This is a genomic window from Streptomyces sp. NPDC047043, assembly GCF_040644055.1.
GTDB lineage: Bacteria > Actinomycetota > Actinomycetes > Streptomycetales > Streptomycetaceae > Streptomyces.
The window spans coordinates 75,773-92,660 of the sequence record NZ_JBEYVO010000009.1; the positions used below are offsets into that span (position 1 = coordinate 75,773).

Genomic DNA, 16,888 nt, shown 5'->3' on the forward strand with positions numbered 1-16,888 from the left:
CCCCCCGAGAGAGACGCAGGCAACCCGGGCTTCACCTGTCGTCCCTCTCCCTTTTGTCTGGATGACGATAGTCCGGCGGGAGTGGGGCCGCCTCCGCGGTACGCGAGATGGATCACAGCGCAGGCGTACGAAAACCGCTGCCGGGCGGGCCTACGGGCCTGCATACGCGCCGTTTACGTGCCCTGTGCAACGACTTGCGTGCACCCCGTAAGGGGGACAAGGCCCCCTATGGTCGCTTTGCTATGTCCCTTCTCGAAAAATCCCCCCACAGTGCGTCCCCCGGTCCGTCCCCCGTCCACAGCACTCCCGATGTCACCGCCACCGACCCGGCCCTGGTGCGCCGTGCCGTGAAGGCCGCCGCGCTGGGCAACGCGATGGAGTGGTTCGACTTCGGCGTCTACAGCTACATCGCCGTGACGCTGGGCAAGGTCTTCTTCCCGTCCGGCAACCCCACCGCCCAGCTGCTGTCCACGTTCGGCGCCTTCGCCGCGGCCTTCCTGGTCCGCCCGCTCGGCGGCATGGTCTTCGGCCCGCTCGGCGACCGGATCGGCCGCCAGAAGGTCCTCGCACTGACGATGATCATGATGGCGGCGGGCACCTTCGCGATCGGCCTGATCCCCTCGTACGCCACCATCGGCGTGGGCGCACCGCTGCTGCTCCTGCTGGCCCGCCTGGTGCAGGGCTTCTCGACCGGCGGTGAGTACGCGGGCGCGTCGACGTTCATCGCCGAGTACGCGCCGGACAAGCGGCGCGGGTTTTTGGGCAGCTGGCTGGAGTTCGGCACGCTGGCGGGCTACATCGGCGGCGCGGGCCTGGTCACGCTGATGACCGCGCTGCTGTCGCCGGCGGACCTGGTGTCGTGGGGCTGGCGGATCCCGTTCCTGATCGCCGGCCCGATGGGCATCGTCGGCCTCTACCTGCGCATGCGCCTGGAGGAGACCCCGGCGTTCGCGGCGGAGCTGGAGAAGGCCGAGTCCACCCGCCCGAAGGTGCCCCTGCGCGAGATGGTCACGGGCCAGTGGAAGGCGCTGCTCCTGTGCATGGGCCTGGTCCTGGTCTTCAACGTCACGGACTACATGCTGCTGTCGTACATGCCGAGCTATCTGACGAGCGAGCTCAAGTACGACGAGACCCACGGCCTGCTGGTCGTCCTCGCCGTCATGGTCCTGATGATGATCGCGCAGCCCTTCACCGGAGCCCTGACCGACCGCATCGGCCGCCGCCCGGTGATCGCGGCAGGCTGCGCGGGCTTCCTCGCCCTGTCCGTCCCGGCGATCCTCCTCATCCGCCAGGGCAGCCTGGCGGCGGTCGCGCTGGGCATGGGCGCCCTGGGCCTGCTCCTGGTCTGCTTCACCGCCGCGATGCCCTCGGCGCTGCCGGCCCTGTTCCCGACCCGCGTGCGCTACGGCTCCCTGTCGATCGGCTTCAACGTCTCGGTCTCCCTGTTCGGCGGCACGACCCCCCTGGTCGTGACGGCCCTGATCGGAGCCACCGGCAACATGATGATGCCCGCGTACTACATGATGGCGGCCGCGATCATCGGCGGGGTGGCGGTCTGGTTCATGACCGAGTCGGCGGGCAAGCCCCTGCCCGGGTCGGCGCCGGCCGTGGAGCGGTAGCCCCGGGCCGCGGGCCGGCGGATGAGGCCAGGGCCGCACAGTGCCGGCGGCGCGTCGAGCACCGCCGACTCCCTGACGGCCTCGAGCCCGGCAGCCGGCCGCCCGAGGCAGCGGCGGCAGCGGGCCACGGCCGTCGTCCGCCCGCCACCGCCGCGGCGGACGAAGGGGCAGCGCCTCGTTCGCGGAGGAGCGGCCGTCCCGGCCGGCGACGGCCGCGGGCCGACGGATGAGGCCAAGGCCGCACAGCGCCGGCGGCGCGTCGAGCACCGCCGACTCCCTGACGGCCTTGAGCCCGGCGGCCGGCCGCCCGAGGCAGCGGCGGCAGTGGGCTACGGCCGTCGTCCGCCCGCCACCGTCGCGGCGGACGAAGGGGCAGCGCCTCGTTCGTGGAGGAGCGGCCATCCCGGCCGACGACGGCCGCGGGCCGACGGATGAGGCCAAGGCCGCACAGTGCCGGCGGCGCGTCGAGCACCGCCGACTCCCTGACGGCCTTGAGCCCGGCGGCCGGCCGCCCGAGGCAGCGGCGGCAGTGGGCCACGGCCGTCGTCCGCCCGCCACCGTCGCGGCGGACGGAGGGGCAGCGCCTCGTTCGTGGAGGAGCGGTCGTCGTCCCGGCCGGCGACGGCGCAGTCGCCCCTCCCCCACCCACCGCAGCGTCTCAAACACGCCCTGGAACCGGTCCCTCCCCCGTACCGTCTGAAGCCCTGTCCACGGCATCCGGGAGGCTTCGGGGAATGGGCTGGTTCCTGCGGAAATGTGCGCGGGTGCGCGTACTGACGGTCGTCGGCGCGCTGCTCGCGGTGCAGCTGGGCTCCCTGATCGCGCCCGCGTACGCGTGCGGCTGCGGGGCGATGATCCCGGGGGCCCAGCAGCGCGTGGCCGTCGGCCGTGAGGAGTCCGTGGTCCGCTGGGACGGCCGCCAGGAACAGATCGTGATGAGCCTGACAGTGGACGGGGATGCCCAGAAGGCCGCATGGATCATGCCCGTTCCGCACCGCGCGACCGTCGAGCTCGGCGACCCCGAGCTGTTCACCCAGCTCAGGAACGCCACCGCCCCCGTGCGCCGCGACCGCTACCACTTCTGGCCGCAGGACGGCGACTGGCCCCTCGTCACCGGCGACGACACCAGCGCCGGCGCACCGCCGCCGGGCGCCGCCGCACCGCACGTGGGCGTGGTCGGCCGCCAGCAGCTCGGCCCCTTCGACGTGGCCCGTCTGACGGCCACCGACCCCGCCGCCCTGAACGGCTGGCTCGACACCAACGGCTTCGTCATGCCGCCCCGCCTGACCGACGCCCTCCAGCCGTACGTGGACCGCCGCTGGGAGTACGTCGCCGTCCGCCTGACCCCCGCCACCGCGTCCACCGCACTGAGCGGCACCCTCGACCCCCTGCACCTGACCTTCGCGGCCGGCCAGCCCATCTACCCGATGCGCCTGTCCCGCCTCGCCCGCACCCCGCAGTCCCTCGGCCTGTACGTCCTCGCCGACCACCGCATGGAGACCCGCACCGCGATCGGCGGCGACCGCCCCCGCACCACCTTCGCCGGACGCGTCACCACCCCCGCGGGCCCGCTCGCCGAACTGGCCAAGGGCACCCCGTACCTCACCGCGATCGGCCAGGAGTTCCCGAACCCCGCCTCGATCTCCGGCGACCACGTCCTGCGCCCGGCACCCGAGGACACCCCGTTCCAACAGGTGATCTACGAGGACCATCTGCGCACGGTGGCCGGCGTCCCGGCGTGGCTGCTGACGGTCGTGGGCACACTGGCCCTGGCCGTCACCGCGGCGACCGTCTTCGCCGTACGGCGCTCACGCGCCCGGAACCAGCAGACGCCCACGTTCGTTAGGCCAACTAGTTAGCAGCGTTAACCATATGAAAGGCGCAGGTGCATGAGCGAGTCGCAGCTCTGGCACGACGTGGACGACTACTTCACCACCCACCTCTCGCCGGACGACGCCGTCCTGGACGCGGCCTTGCGCGACAGCGACGCGGCCGGACTCCCCTCCATCGCGGTCACCCCGCCCCAGGGCAAGTTCCTGCAGCTCCTCGCCGAGATCCAGGGCGCCCGCACCATCCTGGAGATCGGCACCCTCGGCGGCTACAGCACCATCTGGCTGGCCCGCGCCCTGCCCGAGGACGGCAGGCTGATCTCGCTCGAGTACAGCGCCAAGCACGCCGAGGTCGCCACCCGCAACATCGCGCGCGCGGGCCTGGACCGGATCGTCGACGTGCGGGTGGGCCCCGCCCTGGAGTCGCTGCCCAAGCTGGCCGACGAGAACCCGGCCCCCTTCGACCTGGTCTTCATCGACGCCGACAAGGTCAACAACCCGCACTACGTGGAGTGGGCCCTCAGGCTCACCAGCGCCGGCAGCCTGATCGTCGTGGACAACGTGGTACGCAGCGGCCGGGTCGCCGACGCGCACAGCACCGACCCGGACATCCTGGGCAGCCGCGCCGCGATCGAACTGATCGGCTCCCACCCGAGGTTGAGCGGCACGGCGGTCCAGACGGTGGGCAGCAAGGGCTACGACGGCTTCGCACTGGCCCGCGTCCTCGGGTGACCCCCGCTCCCGTCTCCTTGACCCTCCGGTTCAGAACTCGTGGTAGAAGCCGACGTTGACGCTGCGCGGGGCGGTGCGGTCCCGGACGACGATCTCGCCGTTGCCGCCCCTGGGCAGCGCCACGGTCCCGCCGTAGACGAGCGTCTGTGCGTACTCCCCGACGATCAGCCGGACCTCGGAGGACGGGTCGGCCTGCGAGCCGCGCAGCCAGGTCACCTGCCAGGTCCCCTCCGGGCCGCACAGGAACTCCAGGTGGACCCGCGAGATGAACAGCCAGTCGTCGGGCGTGGCCAGACGGCACACCGACTTGTCCCGGCCCACCCGCAGCACGGCGCCGGGCTCACTGGGCGCGTCGGCCATCTGCATGCCGGCCGTGGCCCCCTCTTCCGCCCCGGAGACGGTGGCCATGGTCAGTTCGAGCACGTGCGCTCCTCTTGAAGTGTCATTACACAGCCGCCGCATGATAAATCGCCCGGCCATACCGCGTCCGGCACAATGGAGTCATGACCGAGCGAAAGCCACCGGGCGTGCCGTTCGAGTCCTGGGTCGACAAACAGATCCGTGACGCCGAGCGGCGCGGCGACTTCGCCCAACTGCCGGGCGCGGGCAGGCCGTTGCCCGCCGGCACCGACACCTCGTACGACGAACTGTGGTGGATCAAGCAGAAGATGGCCCGCGAGGGCCTCTCGGTGCTGCCACCGACCCTCGCCCTGCGCAAGGAGGCCGAGGACGCGCTCACGGCGGCGTACGCGGCGCCCTCGGAGCGGCTCGCCCGGAAGATCATCACGGACGTCAACGTCAAGATCCGCGACATGATGTTCAAGCCGCCGCCCGGCCCCCCGCTCGGGATGAAGCCGTACGACGTGGAGGCGGTCGTACGGGAGTGGCGGGAGCGTCGGACGGCGGTCGACGGGGCGGACTCAGCTGTGCAGTAGCCGCTCGGCCAGCGCGCGGTAGTCCCGCAGGGCCAGCCGGAGCTGCTCGGTGTCGGGGTGCGTGGCAGGCTCCCCGGTCCGCTCGCCCTCCTGCCAGGACATGCGCAGGGTGCGGCGGCGCCGGGTCAGGGCCTCGGTGAACCGCCCGGCGATCTCCTCGACCACGTGGTCGGCCTCCTCGACGGCGTCCCGGGGCCCGTCGACGAACCCGGAGACGGCCTGGCGGAGGCGGAGTTCGAGCTTGTCGCACTCGTCGTGGGGAAGCAGGCGGGCGGTGGGGGTGGTGGTGCCGGTGCGCTGTCCGGTGCCTTCGGTGCCGGAGGTGCTGGCGGGGCCGGCAGTGCTGTCGGGGCCGGGCTCCGTGCCCTCGCGGTCCGCCGCCCCGGTCGCCTTCGGCGGGGTCGGCGAAGTGCCTCGCGGGCCCGCGGGCTCGCTCCCGGTCGCCTTCGGCGGGGTGGGCGCCACCGTGTGCGGCTTCGTCCTGTCGTCGGCCTCGCTGCCTTCGGCGCCGACGCCGGGGCCGGCCTTGGCGTCCGTCATGTCGCTCAACTCCCCTTCGCCTGGTGCCGGTTGAAGGCCCACGGCAGGCGCGTGCGGCCGTTGGTGCGGGTGTGCTGCTCGGGCTTGGCGGGCTTCTTGGAGTCCTCGCGGGTCGGGCTCATCAGGTCCTCGAACAGGGCCCGGGCCTCGACCATCGCCTCGCGCATCTCCTCGGTGTCGGCCCGGTCGCCGTCCTGCCCGCCCGCGCCCACGCGGGCGACCCGGTGCACATGCCGGTAGCCGTGGACATGGCCGGCGTGGTGGACGGAGAGCGCGGCGAGCTGCTCCTCGTACTGGCCGCCGTCGGGGAAGCCACGGTCGGCCGCGACCTCCGAGAGCAGCCGGTCCGCCTCGGCGACCGCCTCCCGCGGCGCGTCGACGAACCGCTCCTGCGCGGCCGTCCAGCGAGCCTCGAACTGCTCGCGCCGGCCGGGCTCCAGCGGCTGCTCGCGCAGCGATCCGTGCCGCTCCACCCGTTCGGTGAGCTCGCGTTCGGCGGCCTTGGCGTCCCCGTCGTGCCGGGCCAGCGTCCGGTCGTACTCGGGACCGAAGCGCCGCTTCAGGTCCCGGCCGCCGTGCGGACCGCGGGCGTTCAGGGTCAGGGCGGCCGCGACAACGACCACGGCCGCCACGATCACGATCAGAGCGATGATCATGCCTGTGGACATGGGTGCCTTCCGGTGGGTCGGCCCAACGGGCCGGTTCCCCGACCGGGTTGCCCGGAGGGCACCCCTCAAACGGTCAACTGTCGCCCTTCGGCAGTGTTTCGGCCGTCCTTCGGTGCGCTCAGGGCGCGAAGCGGCGCAGGCCGGTCACCGACCACACGGTCGCGATGCGCCCCCGGACTACCTCGAACAGGTCGATGCCGCTCTTCTGCGTGCCGTCCTCGCGCGTCACGTACCAGCAGCAGGCGACCCGGCCGAGCACGGGGTCGACCAGCGGGGTGCCCTCGGCGGCGTACCGGCGTCCGGGGCTCTCGGCACGGTGCCGGGCGATCAGGTCGACGATGCCCGAGGGGCCGTGCAGGGAGTCGGTGTCCGAGCCCTCGGGGTTGCCGGCGAAACGGATGCGGAAGTCGGGGGCGAGGAAGCCGTCGGGGTCGCTGAAGTCGCCGTTCCAGAGGGCGGTCCAGCGGTCGAAGAGGGCGAGGCCGGTCGCCGGGGTGAGGATGTCGGAAGCGGTATGTGACATAGCACTGGCCTTTCGTGGCGCGTCCGTCGAGGTCGGACACCAGACTCGGCGGCCTGCGCGACACCCTCCTGTCGGTGATTGCCGTCACATTCCGAACTCGGCCAGCGGCACCAGGTCGGAGCCCAGCGTGTCGAGTTCCGCGAGATCCACATGCCGCTCCGGGATCCGCTCGTCGAGGGCCTGGACCGCCTGTATCCGGTCGACGCGGAAGCCGCGCGGCGCCTCGCGCATCCGGCACCAGGCGGCCAGGTACCAGTGCTCGTCGCCGCCGAGGAAGCCGACCGGTTCGACGTCGCGGCCGGTGACGGTGCCGGCCGCGTCCACGTACCGCAGCCGCAGCACCCGCCCGGCGGTCAGCGCCTCGCGCAGCGGCTCCGGTACGACGGGGGCGGCGGAGCGCGCCGGGGCGGCCGCCGGGACGAGCAGCTGCACCCGGCCGGTCATCTCGGCGGCCGCCGCCCGCTCCCGCTCCGGCATCACCGCGAGCACCTTGTGCAGGGCGCTGCGGGCGTCCGCCGCGAACGGCGTGCCCGCGAGCGCGTGCAGCCCGACCGCGAGGGCGGTCGCCTCGGCCGGGGTGATGGTCAGCGGCGGCAGCGTGCGCCGCCGGTCCAGGACGTAGCCGCCGGTGCGGCCGGGCTGGGCGTACACCGGGACGCCGGACTGCTGCAGCGCCGCCAGGTCCCGCTCGACGGTGCGGACGCTGACCTCGAAGCGCCGGGCGAGCGTACGGGCGCTGCGCGGGCTCGGCGCGGCGGCGCGCAGCTCCTCCACCAGGGCGTAGAGGCGGTCGGTGCGGTTCATGACGCCCAGTCTGCGGAATCCGGTGGGCCGGCGTGTCCCGTATTCGGTTGCGCGCCCCCCCTTCGACTCCCCCGTCGCCGCGGCCCTTTGGCGGGCGCACTACACGGAGGCCAGCGACCGCTACTGCCTCCTGCACGAGGGGCACCGGACCGACCCGGCCGAGCCGGAGCGGGAGATCGCGGCCCGCACGGCGCCGAACGCGCCCCGCCGACGGGCCAGTTGCTGATCGCACGCCACGAGGGCGAGCCTGCCGGATCGGCGGGCGTACGGCTCCCGAACGCCACGACGGCCGAACCGACCCGGATGTTCGCGCAGTACGAGCAGATGAGCGGCAAGGGCGGCGCCACGCCCCTCATGCGGGCCGCACAACGACGACAAGTACGCCGGCCACTGGTTCCGCACGGACAACTGACGGCAAGCGGCCTTCCAACGCCCACTGCGCCGCCGGACGCCGGCGGCGAGGTGGGGCTGGTGCGTCACGGGCGCGGTGCCGGCCCGCGGGCTCAGGCGAGGGCGGCGACCAGCAGGGCGAAGGCGGCGACGATGACGGCCACGCGGACGTAGTGGAAGCGGTTCCAGCGATTCAGCTGCTGCTTCCAGTCGGCGGGCCGGTTCTCGGGGGTCCACGTCTTGTTCCGGTTGTTGATCGGGACGAGCAGCAGAATCGACATGACCACGCTGAGGATCAGCAGCGCGCCGGCGACGACGACCAGGCCGGCGCCGTCGTGGTGCCATCCGGCGACGGCCCAGACCGCGCTCAGGACGAGCGAGCCGATGTACCAGAACGGCATCACGGCGCCGAGCATCCGGCCCCCGTGGGCATGGCCGAGCTGGCCGCTGTCCTCGGGGAGTGCGTTGAGGATCGGGTTCATGACGAAGGCGACGGAGAACTCCACCCCCACCATCAGGCCGACGACCACGGTGGTGACGATCTCGAGTGCGTTGAGCATGACGACCCCCTGGGATCTAGCGCTGCTAGCCGATGAGGCAACGCTAGTACTACTGCCGCTCGATTGTCTAGCGGTGCTAGGATCGATTCATGTCGGTACAGGAACGCAAGCAGCGCGAACGGGCGGAGCGCGAACGCCTCATCGTGGCCACGGCCCGCGAACTCGCCGAGCAGCAGGGCTGGGACGCGGTCACCACCCGCCGGCTCGCCGAGCGCATCGAGTACAGCCAGCCCGTCCTTTACAGCCACTTCCGCGGCAAGCGCGAGATCATCGGCGCCGTCGCCCTCGAGGGCGCCACCGAGATGGCCGCGGCGGTGCGGGCCGCGACCTCCGCCGCGGACGGCCCGCGCGCCCGGGTCACCGCCCTGGCCCGCGCCTACCTCGACTTCGCCGCACGCAACCCGGCGGTCTACGACGCCTTGTTCCAGCTCGACGGCGGCCTGGCGTACGCGCAGGAGGACACCCCGGAGCCTTTGAAGGACGCCTTCGCCGCCCTGCTCGAGTGCCTCGCCGAGGTCGCCGGGGACGGCATCCACCCAGGTCTGTTCACCGAGACGTTCTGGGCGGCCCTGCACGGCCTGGCCACCCTGACCCGGGCGGGACGGCTGCCGCCGGGGGACGCCGAGTGGAGGGTGGAGCTGCTGGTGGACCGGCTCGCCGTCATCTGACACATCGTCCCGGCGGGCAGGCAGCCCGGGTCCTCGGGCCCCGCGCCGCCTGCGGCATCGCTCCCGGTCACGGCGCCCAGCAGCACCTAGTGCGCCCCCGTGGGCGAACGCCCCGTAAGAGACGCCCCGTTGTGGGGCTGCTCGCGGTCCGAGCCGCACAGTTCGTCGTTGAGTTCGTGGACCAGCTGGGCCAGGTCGGTCGGGCGGTCCGGACCCCACCAGTCGCCGAGCAGGTCGGCGAGGGACTCCTCGCGGGCCATCGCGAGCCGTTCGGCGACCTCGCGTCCGGAGTCGGTCAGCGAGAGGTCGAGGCCCTCGCGGGTGGCGAGGCGGCGTTCCTCGACCTGGCGGGCGGCTTCCATGACGACGGTCAGCGGCACGGAGCTGCGCTCGGCGAGCACGCCGGGTTCGACGGAGCCGTACTTCTTGATGCGCAGCAGCAGCCAGCTCGCCGCCGGCAGCAGGTCGTAGCCCGCCCGCTCGGTGATCGTCCGGTAGACCTCGCGCCGGCCCTCGCGGGTGCCGAGCAGGGACAGGGCGCGGCACACCTCGTCGTAGGAGGACCGCTGGACCGGATTGCTGGCGAGCGTCTCCGTGACGTCGGGCGCGGTGACGGAGCCGCGCAGCTTGTCCTCCTTGAGGAACCAGGCCAGGACGAAGCCGAGGAGGGCGACGGGGGCGGCGTAGAGGAAGACGTCGGTGATGGCCGCCGAGTAGGCGTGCAGGGCCGGCGCGCGCAGGGCGGGCGGCAGTGAGCCGATGCCGCGCGGGTCGGCCTTGAGCGAGTCCGCCGAGAGGCCGGCGGGCAGCCGGGCGCCCCGGAAGGCGTCGGTGAGCTTGTCGCCGAGGCGGCTGGCGAAGACCGTGCCGAAGATCGCGACGCCGAACGAGGCGCCGATGGAGCGGAAGAAGGTCGCGCCGGAGGTGGCGACGCCGAGGTCCTCGTAGGCGACCGCGTTCTGCACGATGAGCACCAGCACCTGCATGACCAGGCCGAGGCCGAGGCCGAAGACGAAGAAGTAGGTGCTCATCTCGGCCGTGGAGCTGTTCTCGTCGAGCTGGTGGAGGAAGAGCAGCCCGAGGGCGGTGATCCCGGTGCCCGCGATCGGGAAGACCTTCCAGCGCCCCGTGCGGCTGACGATCTGCCCCGACCCGGTGGACGACAGCAGCATGCCGAACACCATCGGCAGCATGTGCACGCCGGACATGGTGGGCGTCACGCCCTGGACGACCTGGAGGAAGGTCGGCAGATAGGTCATCGCGCCGAACATGGCGAAGCCGACGATGAAGCTGATGATTGCGGAGAGGGTGAAGGTGCGGATGCGGAACAGCTTGAGCGGCAGGACGGGTTCGGCGGCCCGGCGCTCCACGGCCACGAACGCGACGGTCAGTCCGACGCCGAGGACGATCAGCCCGACGATCTGCGTGGAGCCCCAGCCCCAGGTCGTGCCGCCGAGGGAGGCGACCAGGATCAGACAGGTGGCGACCGAGGCGATGAGGAACGTGCCGAGGTAGTCGATGACATGGTGGGCCGCCTTGCGCGGGATGTGCAGGGCGGTCGCGATCACGGCGAGCGCGACGACGCCGACGGGCAGGTTGACGTAGAACACCCAGCGCCAGCTGAGGTGTTGGGTGAACAGCCCGCCGAGCAGCGGCCCCAGGACGCTCGTCGCACCGAAGACGGCCCCGAACAGCCCCTGGTAGCGCCCGCGTTCACGCGGCGAGACGACATCGCCGACGATCGCCATCGACAGCACGATCAACCCGCCGCCGCCCAGGCCCTGGACCGCCCGGAAGGCGATCAACTGGGGCATGTTCTGCGCCATTCCGCACAGCGCCGAGCCGATGAGGAAAATCACGATCGCGAGCTGGAACAGCCGCTTGCGTCCGTACTGGTCGCCGAGCTTGCCCCACAGCGGGGTCGCGGCGGTCGAGGCCAGCAGATAGGCGGTGACCACCCAGGACAGGTGCTCCAGACCGCCGAGGTCGCTGACGATGGTGGGCAGCGCGGTCGACACGATGGTCTGGTCGAGGGCGGCGAGCAGCAGCCCCAGGAGCAGGGCGCCGATCGAGACGAGGACGTTCCCGGACACGTGCTCGTCGGCGGCGCCGCCCTGCTTCGGGGGCCCCGCGGGCGACTGCGCGTCTCGCACATTCCCCGTCCTACCGTGCGCATCCGCGGCCATGAAGACCTCCAGCGGCTCTGGTTACACGTTCATGGTGAGTCCATGGTGATCGGTGTGACCGGTTATGGCCTGTTGAGTCCTGTTGGAAGCCGATATTCCGGGGGCCACCAGCCACGGGGCGGAGATGATCTGGATAAAGTCTGGAGTTCGCGAGGGGAGCGTGAAGGGAGGGACGAACGCGTGACAGACCCGAAAGGTCACCTTTGCCCGGAGTGTGGTGCGCCCAGAGGGGCGGACAACACCCCGTCCTGCGGCTGCACACAGCGGGCGTCCGACGCCCTGCGCGATGCCCGCACGGCCGAGCAGGCCGCGGCGGAGGACTTCGATCCGCTGCGCATACGGCCCTACGTCGAGCTGGAGGCCGACGGGAGCGCGCATCCGGTGCCGCCTCCGGTGCCCGCGGTCGAGGCGACGATGCCGTTGCGGCCGGTGAGCGCCGAGGTGCCGAGCAGCGACGACCTGAGACTGTTCGAGGGCGCCCACGAAGAGGGCGACGAGGACGCCGGGGACGCCGGGGACGACGCGGCGTACCGGTCGCGCCGCAGACGCCGCACCGTGCTGCTGGGCGTCGGCGGGGCCTTCGCGGCGGTGATGGCGGCGGCCGGGCTGGCGAGCGGACTGTTCTCCTACCAGAAGCCCACGCGGGAGACCGCGCTGCCGGACGACGTGCGGGCGAGCGTGCCGGACGCGTCGCCGAGCGAGGCGTCCGGGTCGCCGTCCGCCGGCGCCACCTCCCTACGGCCCGCGCCGCCGGCGCCGGTGGTCAGCGCGAGCCCGTCGCTCTCGCCGTCGCCGTCGCCGTCGCTCACGAGCGCCTCGCCGAGCCCGTCCCGCTCGGCCGGGCCGACGGCGACCCCGCCGACGGCCACGGCGACCGGCACGATCTCGTCGGGTTCCGACAACAGCCGCCAGACCGCGCCCCCGGTCCTGAGCCGCGGCTCGAACGGCCCCGAGGTCACCGAACTCGAACTGCGCCTGACCCAGCTCGGCCTGTACACGCGCAAGGCCAGCGGCCACTACAACGAGGGTGTCGAGGACGCGGTCAGCCGGTATCAGTGGGCACGGGGGATCACGGACGACGAGCTCGGGGTGTACGGCCTGAAGACACGCTCACGCCTGGAGTCGGAGACGACCGAACCGTGACGTGCCGGGGGCTGCCGCCCCGGACGGACTGGTCTTGCTCACCGTACGTAGAGCCGGATCCGCCCGTCCGGGGCAGCCTCCACCCGGATCCGGGTCAGGTCCCGCACCACCACGTCCGGCTCGTGGAAGTCGGCCCGTGCCCCGACCCCGACGACCCGCATCCCTGCGGCCCGCCCTGCCTGGATCCCGGCCGCGGAGTCCTCGAACACGATGCAGTCCTCGGGGTCGACGCCCAGTTCCGCCGCGCCCTTGAGGAAGCCCTCGGGATCCGGCTTGCTCGCGCCGACGCTCTCCGCGGTGATGCGCACCTGGGGCAGTTCCAGCCCGGCGGCCGCCATCCGCGCCGTGGACAAAGCCACGTCCGCCGACGTCACGAGCGCATGCGGCAGCCCCCGCAGAGACGCGAGGAACTCCGGCGCCCCGGGGATGGCGACGACGCCGTCCGTGTCGGCGGTCTCCTCGGCGAGCATCCGGGCGTTGTCGGCCAGATTGTGCTCCATCGGCCGGTCGGGCAGCAGCAGGGCCATGGACGCATACCCCTGCCGCCCGTGCACCACCTTCATGACCTCCGCCGCGTCCAGCCCGTGCCGCTCGGCCCAGCGCCGCCAGATGCGCTCGACCGCGGCGTCGGAGTTCACGAGGGTGCCGTCCATGTCCAGCAGGAGGGCGCGGGCGGTGAGGACGGTGGGCACGGTGGTGACCGTCATCGGCAGCTCCAAGGCGCGAGAGGCTCGGGAAGAGCCCGAGGGGCGGGCGTACGGGTGGCGCCCGGAGGGACAAGGCGGCCCCGCCCGCCGGTCAGGGAAAACGGGCGGGAGCCACTTTGTTCCTCCACGGTACAAAACAGGGGCCGCATCCGCCACCGCCTTGGGCAACAGTTCACCGGCCGTTCAGCTCAGCCGGCCAGGGCCTCCCAGAGGCTCCACCCGCCGAGCGCCAGCATCAGCAGTGCCGCGATCTTCGTGATGAGAGCCAGCGGCACCCGCTTCATCAGCGCCTTCCCGCCGACGATGCCGAGCCCGGCCACCGCCCACAGCGCCAGCACCGCACCGAGCCCGACGGAGAGCGGGTCGTCGTAGCGGGCCGCGAGGTTCGCCGTCATGATCTGGGTCAGGTCACCGAACTCGGCGACCAGGATGAGCATGAATCCGGCGCCGGCGACCTTCCAGAAGGACTGGTTGTCGGGCTTGCGGATCTCCTCCTCGCCCTCGCCCTTCTTCATCAGCAGCACGGCCGCGCCGCCCAGGAACAGCACGCCCGTCAGCGCGTGCACGATCTGCTGCGGCAGCAGTGTGAGCACGCTGCCGGCCGCGACGGCGAGGGCGACATGCAGCGCGAACGCGGCGGCGACGCCGGCGAAGACGTACGAGGCGCGGTAGCGGGTGCCCAGCACGAGCCCGGCGAGCGCGGTCTTGTCCGGCAGTTCGGCCAGGAAGACGACGCCGAAGACGAGCGCCGTGACGGTGATGCTGATCAAGGTTCCTCAATCGGTCGGGCTGCCCCACCGAGAGTGCGACTTGCGTGTGCGGACACCTCGGCATGGCAGCACACTCGGCGCCCGCGCCAGGGGGCACGGGCGTGCACTGCTTGCCGAAGGTCTCGCTGGCGAGGTCCTCGAGGGACCCGCCTCCGGGCGCCGGCTCAGGCTGGCTGAGCAGTATGTCGACGGTCCGGCGAAGAGCTACTCCCCTTCTGCGCCGTCCATCGTACGTGACCCGTGCGCGGGAGAAAGTTCGACCGTGAACCTTGTCGTGTCATGAACGCGTCACTAACTTCTTACCGGACACTCACCTCCCGGCAATACGGCGCCGCGAGCATTCCATCGCTCGCACCCCAACGCCCCCACACCCCAAGGGAGTTCGCATGCCGAAGTTCTACGCGCGTCGACGGCTCAGCATACTCGCGGCTCTTACCGGACTCATAGCCTCCGTCGGACTCTTCAACGGTCCGACCGCCTCCGCCGCGCTCCCCACCCCGGTCAGCGCCGCCACCGCCCGCACCTACCTCGCCTCGCTCACCGTGGCCACCGAGAACCGCACCGGCTACGACCGCGACCTGTTCCCGACCTGGATCACCATCAGCGGCACCTGCAACACCCGCGAGTACATCCTCAAGCGGGACGGTACGAACGTCGTGACCAACTCCGCCTGCACCGCCACCAGCGGCAGCTGGTACTCCCCTTACGACGGTGCGACCTGGACCGCCGCGTCCGACCTCGACATCGACCACCTCGTGCCGCTGGCCGAGGCCTGGGACTCCGGCGCCAGCGCGTGGACCACCTCCGAGCGCCAGGGCTTCGCCAACGACATCACCCGCCCGCAGCTGCTGGCCGTCACGGACAACGTGAACCAGTCCAAGGGCGACCAGGACCCCTCCACCTGGGTTCCGTCCCGGTCCGCGTACGTGTGCACCTACGTCCGCGCCTGGGTCCAGGTGAAGTACTACTACGACCTCTCCGTCGACTCGGCCGAGAAGTCCGCGCTCACCAGCTACCTCGCCAACTGCTGATCGCCCTGCGCTGATCGTTACGCAAGGAACCTCCCCGCTCACCTCCGTCGTTCCGTACCGTACGGGGCGACGGAGGAGGGCATGACGTGGCCGAACTGCGCCTGGGTCCGCTGCTGAGGTATGCCGACGGCTCGACCGCGACCGTGTGGGTCGAGGCGAGCCGTCCCAGCACCGCCGAGGTGCGCTGCGCGGACGGCACCCGCGGGGAGGCCCGCACCTTCCAGGTCGCCGGGCACCACTACGCGCTGGTGCCGCTCGCCGGACTGACTCCGGGGACGGAGACGGCCTACGAGGTCCATCTCGACGGCACGCGCGTGTGGCCGTTGCCCGACTCCCGCTTCCCGCCCTCCGTCATCCGCACCCGGGCCGACGGCGCCGAGGTCCGCGTCACCTTCGGCTCCTGCCGCTGGGCCGCCCCGGCCGCCGACGAGCACGACCCGGTCGGCCCGGACGCCCTGGACACGCTCGCCGCCCGGATCGCCGCCCACCCGCAGGCCGAACGCCCCGACGTCCTGCTCCTGCTGGGCGACCAGGTCTACGCCGACGAGACCTCCGAGGCAACCCGGCGCTGGCTGGCCGCCCGCCGCGACCTGAGCGACCCGCCGGGCAACGAGGTCGCGGACTACGAGGAGTACACCCGCCTCTACTACGAATCGTGGCTGGACCCCGAGGTGCGCTGGCTGCTGTCCACCGTGCCGAGCTGCATGATCTTCGACGACCACGACGTCATCGACGACTGGAACACCTCCGCCGCCTGGCTCGCCGACATGCGCGCCACCCCGTGGTGGCGCGAGCGGCTGCTGAGCGGCCTGATGTCGTACTGGGTGCACCAGCACCTCGGCAACCTCTCGCCGGACGAGCTGGCCGCCGACCCGCTCTACGCCGCCGTACGCCAACTCCCCGACGGAACCAACGAGTTGCGCGCCTTCGCCTGCAAGGCCGACGCCGATCCCGCCGCCGTGCGCTGGAGCTATCGGCGCGACTTCGGCCGCGTACGCCTGCTGATGGTGGACACCAGGGCGGCCCGCGTCCTCGACGAGGAGCACCGCGCGATGCTCGACCCGGGAGAGGCCGAGTGGCTGCGCGCACAGGCGCTGGAGGGGCCCGGGTCCTACGACCACCTCCTCGTCGGCACCTCGCTGCCCTGGCTGCTGCCGCACCTGGTGCACGACGCCGAGTCGTGGAACGCCGCGCTGTGCCGGGGCGACCGCGGGGCGCGCTGGGCGCGCTTCGGGGAGGACCTGCGGCGGCGGGCGGACCTGGAGCACTGGGCGGCCTTTCCGGCCTCCTTCACCGCGCTGACCGAGCTGATCGCCGAGGTCGGCTCGGGGGACGGGGCGCCGGCGACGGTGCTCGTGCTGTCGGGAGACGTGCATCACGCCTACGTGGCCGAGCCGACCTGGCCCTCCGGCGCGCCGGACGCCCGGGTGCTGCAGCTGACCTGCTCCCCCGTCCACAACTCCATCCCGCTGTCGATACGGCTCGGCTTCCGCTTCGGCTGGAGCGCGGCGGCCCGGGCTCTTGGCCGCCGCTTCGCCCGGCACGGGCGTTGTGCTGCGCCGCCGGTCAAGTGGCGCAAGACGGGCGGGCCCTGGTTCGGCAACCAGCTCATGACGCTGACCCTGCGGGGGCGTTCGGCCCGGCTGCGGCTGGAGCAGGCGCAGGCGAACGGCTCACTGAAGACCGTGGAGGAGTCCGCCCTGACCACCCCGTGAGTGAAGGGAGGAGTCCCCTCCCATCACCCCATCCGTGACAAACGGGGTGTCTGAGACTCGCGTTGGCT

Annotated in this window: 17 protein-coding genes and 1 pseudogene; 9 read left to right on the forward strand and 9 right to left on the reverse strand. The window is 72.2% G+C overall.

Annotation, left to right across the window (positions count from 1 at the left end):
* Window positions 1-242: 242 nt before the first annotated feature.
* The 3 genes from proP (at window position 243) to ABZ880_RS15735 (ending at window position 4,180) form a co-directional block, all read left to right on the forward strand.
* The gene (gene proP, locus ABZ880_RS15725) at window positions 243-1,619 is read left to right on the forward strand and encodes a glycine betaine/L-proline transporter ProP (protein ID WP_361262064.1); all 1,377 of its coding nucleotides are present in this window, start codon (window positions 243-245) and stop codon (window positions 1,617-1,619) included.
* 734 nt (window positions 1,620-2,353) lie between these two features.
* On the forward strand, window positions 2,354-3,478 hold the full coding sequence (locus ABZ880_RS15730; protein WP_361262067.1) for a DUF2330 domain-containing protein: 1,125 nt from the start codon (window positions 2,354-2,356) through the stop codon (window positions 3,476-3,478).
* Between the two features lie 30 nt (window positions 3,479-3,508).
* Window positions 3,509-4,180: an O-methyltransferase gene (locus ABZ880_RS15735; protein ID WP_361262070.1), complete on the forward strand. Its 672-nt coding sequence runs from the start codon at window positions 3,509-3,511 to the stop codon at window positions 4,178-4,180.
* 30 nt (window positions 4,181-4,210) lie between these two features.
* Here ABZ880_RS15735 and ABZ880_RS15740 read toward each other — a convergent pair whose 3' ends face one another.
* Window positions 4,211-4,603, reverse strand: a complete 393-nt coding sequence (locus ABZ880_RS15740; protein ID WP_361262073.1) for a hypothetical protein — start codon at window positions 4,601-4,603, stop codon at window positions 4,211-4,213.
* Between the two features lie 80 nt (window positions 4,604-4,683).
* On the opposite strand from ABZ880_RS15740, the gene ABZ880_RS15745 reads away from it, so the two are divergent.
* On the forward strand, window positions 4,684-5,115 hold the full coding sequence (locus tag ABZ880_RS15745; protein WP_361262076.1) for a DUF1992 domain-containing protein: 432 nt from the start codon (window positions 4,684-4,686) through the stop codon (window positions 5,113-5,115).
* On the opposite strand, the gene ABZ880_RS15750 is transcribed toward ABZ880_RS15745, so the two are convergent.
* From ABZ880_RS15750 to ABZ880_RS15765, 4 genes are all read right to left on the reverse strand, one after another.
* A complete protein-coding gene (locus tag ABZ880_RS15750) occupies window positions 5,101-5,655 on the reverse strand; it encodes a hypothetical protein (protein ID WP_361262079.1) in 555 nt (184 codons plus the stop codon). The genes ABZ880_RS15745 and ABZ880_RS15750 overlap by 15 nt on opposite strands.
* Before the next feature lie 5 nt (window positions 5,656-5,660).
* Window positions 5,661-6,323 (reverse strand): hypothetical protein, encoded by a 663-nt coding sequence (locus tag ABZ880_RS15755; protein ID WP_361262082.1) that lies wholly within the window; start codon window positions 6,321-6,323, stop codon window positions 5,661-5,663.
* A 118-nt stretch (window positions 6,324-6,441) separates the two neighbouring features.
* Window positions 6,442-6,846, reverse strand: coding sequence for a nuclear transport factor 2 family protein (locus ABZ880_RS15760; protein WP_361262085.1), 405 nt, complete (start codon window positions 6,844-6,846; stop codon window positions 6,442-6,444).
* Window positions 6,847-6,930: 84 nt separating this feature from the next.
* Window positions 6,931-7,650, reverse strand: a complete 720-nt coding sequence (locus tag ABZ880_RS15765; RefSeq protein WP_361262088.1) for a YafY family protein — start codon at window positions 7,648-7,650, stop codon at window positions 6,931-6,933.
* Here ABZ880_RS15765 and ABZ880_RS15770 point away from each other — a divergent pair.
* Window positions 7,649-8,019 (forward strand): annotated as a pseudogene (locus ABZ880_RS15770) (GNAT family N-acetyltransferase); the annotation flags it as partial. The gene ABZ880_RS15765 and the pseudogene ABZ880_RS15770 overlap by 2 nt on opposite strands.
* 134 nt (window positions 8,020-8,153) lie before the next feature.
* Here ABZ880_RS15770 and ABZ880_RS15775 read toward each other — a convergent pair.
* Window positions 8,154-8,600 (reverse strand): DUF1772 domain-containing protein, encoded by a 447-nt coding sequence (locus tag ABZ880_RS15775; protein WP_361262091.1) that lies wholly within the window; start codon window positions 8,598-8,600, stop codon window positions 8,154-8,156.
* Window positions 8,601-8,689: 89 nt separating this feature from the next.
* On the opposite strand from ABZ880_RS15775, the gene ABZ880_RS15780 reads away from it, so the two are divergent.
* A complete protein-coding gene (locus ABZ880_RS15780) occupies window positions 8,690-9,268 on the forward strand; it encodes a TetR/AcrR family transcriptional regulator (protein WP_361262094.1) in 579 nt (192 codons plus the stop codon).
* A gap of 86 nt (window positions 9,269-9,354) precedes the next feature.
* On the opposite strand, the gene ABZ880_RS15785 is transcribed toward ABZ880_RS15780, so the two are convergent.
* The gene (locus tag ABZ880_RS15785) at window positions 9,355-11,454 is read right to left on the reverse strand and encodes an MFS transporter (protein WP_361262097.1); all 2,100 of its coding nucleotides are present in this window, start codon (window positions 11,452-11,454) and stop codon (window positions 9,355-9,357) included.
* 180 nt (window positions 11,455-11,634) lie between these two features.
* Between ABZ880_RS15785 and ABZ880_RS15790 the strand changes: the two genes are divergently transcribed.
* Complete coding sequence (locus ABZ880_RS15790) at window positions 11,635-12,597, forward strand: peptidoglycan-binding domain-containing protein (RefSeq protein WP_361262100.1); 963 nt, start codon at window positions 11,635-11,637, stop codon at window positions 12,595-12,597.
* 38 nt (window positions 12,598-12,635) lie between these two features.
* Here the strand turns inward: ABZ880_RS15790 and ABZ880_RS15795 are convergent, their stop codons facing one another.
* A complete protein-coding gene (locus ABZ880_RS15795) occupies window positions 12,636-13,304 on the reverse strand; it encodes an HAD family hydrolase (RefSeq protein WP_361262103.1) in 669 nt (222 codons plus the stop codon).
* Window positions 13,305-13,492: 188 nt separating this feature from the next.
* A complete protein-coding gene (locus tag ABZ880_RS15800; protein ID WP_361262106.1) occupies window positions 13,493-14,074 on the reverse strand; it encodes a TMEM165/GDT1 family protein in 582 nt (193 codons plus the stop codon).
* A 386-nt stretch (window positions 14,075-14,460) separates the two neighbouring features.
* On the opposite strand from ABZ880_RS15800, the gene ABZ880_RS15805 reads away from it, so the two are divergent.
* Entirely contained in the window at window positions 14,461-15,105 is a 645-nt protein-coding gene (locus ABZ880_RS15805) for an HNH endonuclease family protein (protein WP_361262109.1), read from the forward strand.
* A gap of 86 nt (window positions 15,106-15,191) precedes the next feature.
* Window positions 15,192-16,820, forward strand: coding sequence for an alkaline phosphatase D family protein (locus ABZ880_RS15810; RefSeq protein WP_361262112.1), 1,629 nt, complete (start codon window positions 15,192-15,194; stop codon window positions 16,818-16,820).
* Window positions 16,821-16,888: the final 68 nt, after the last annotated feature.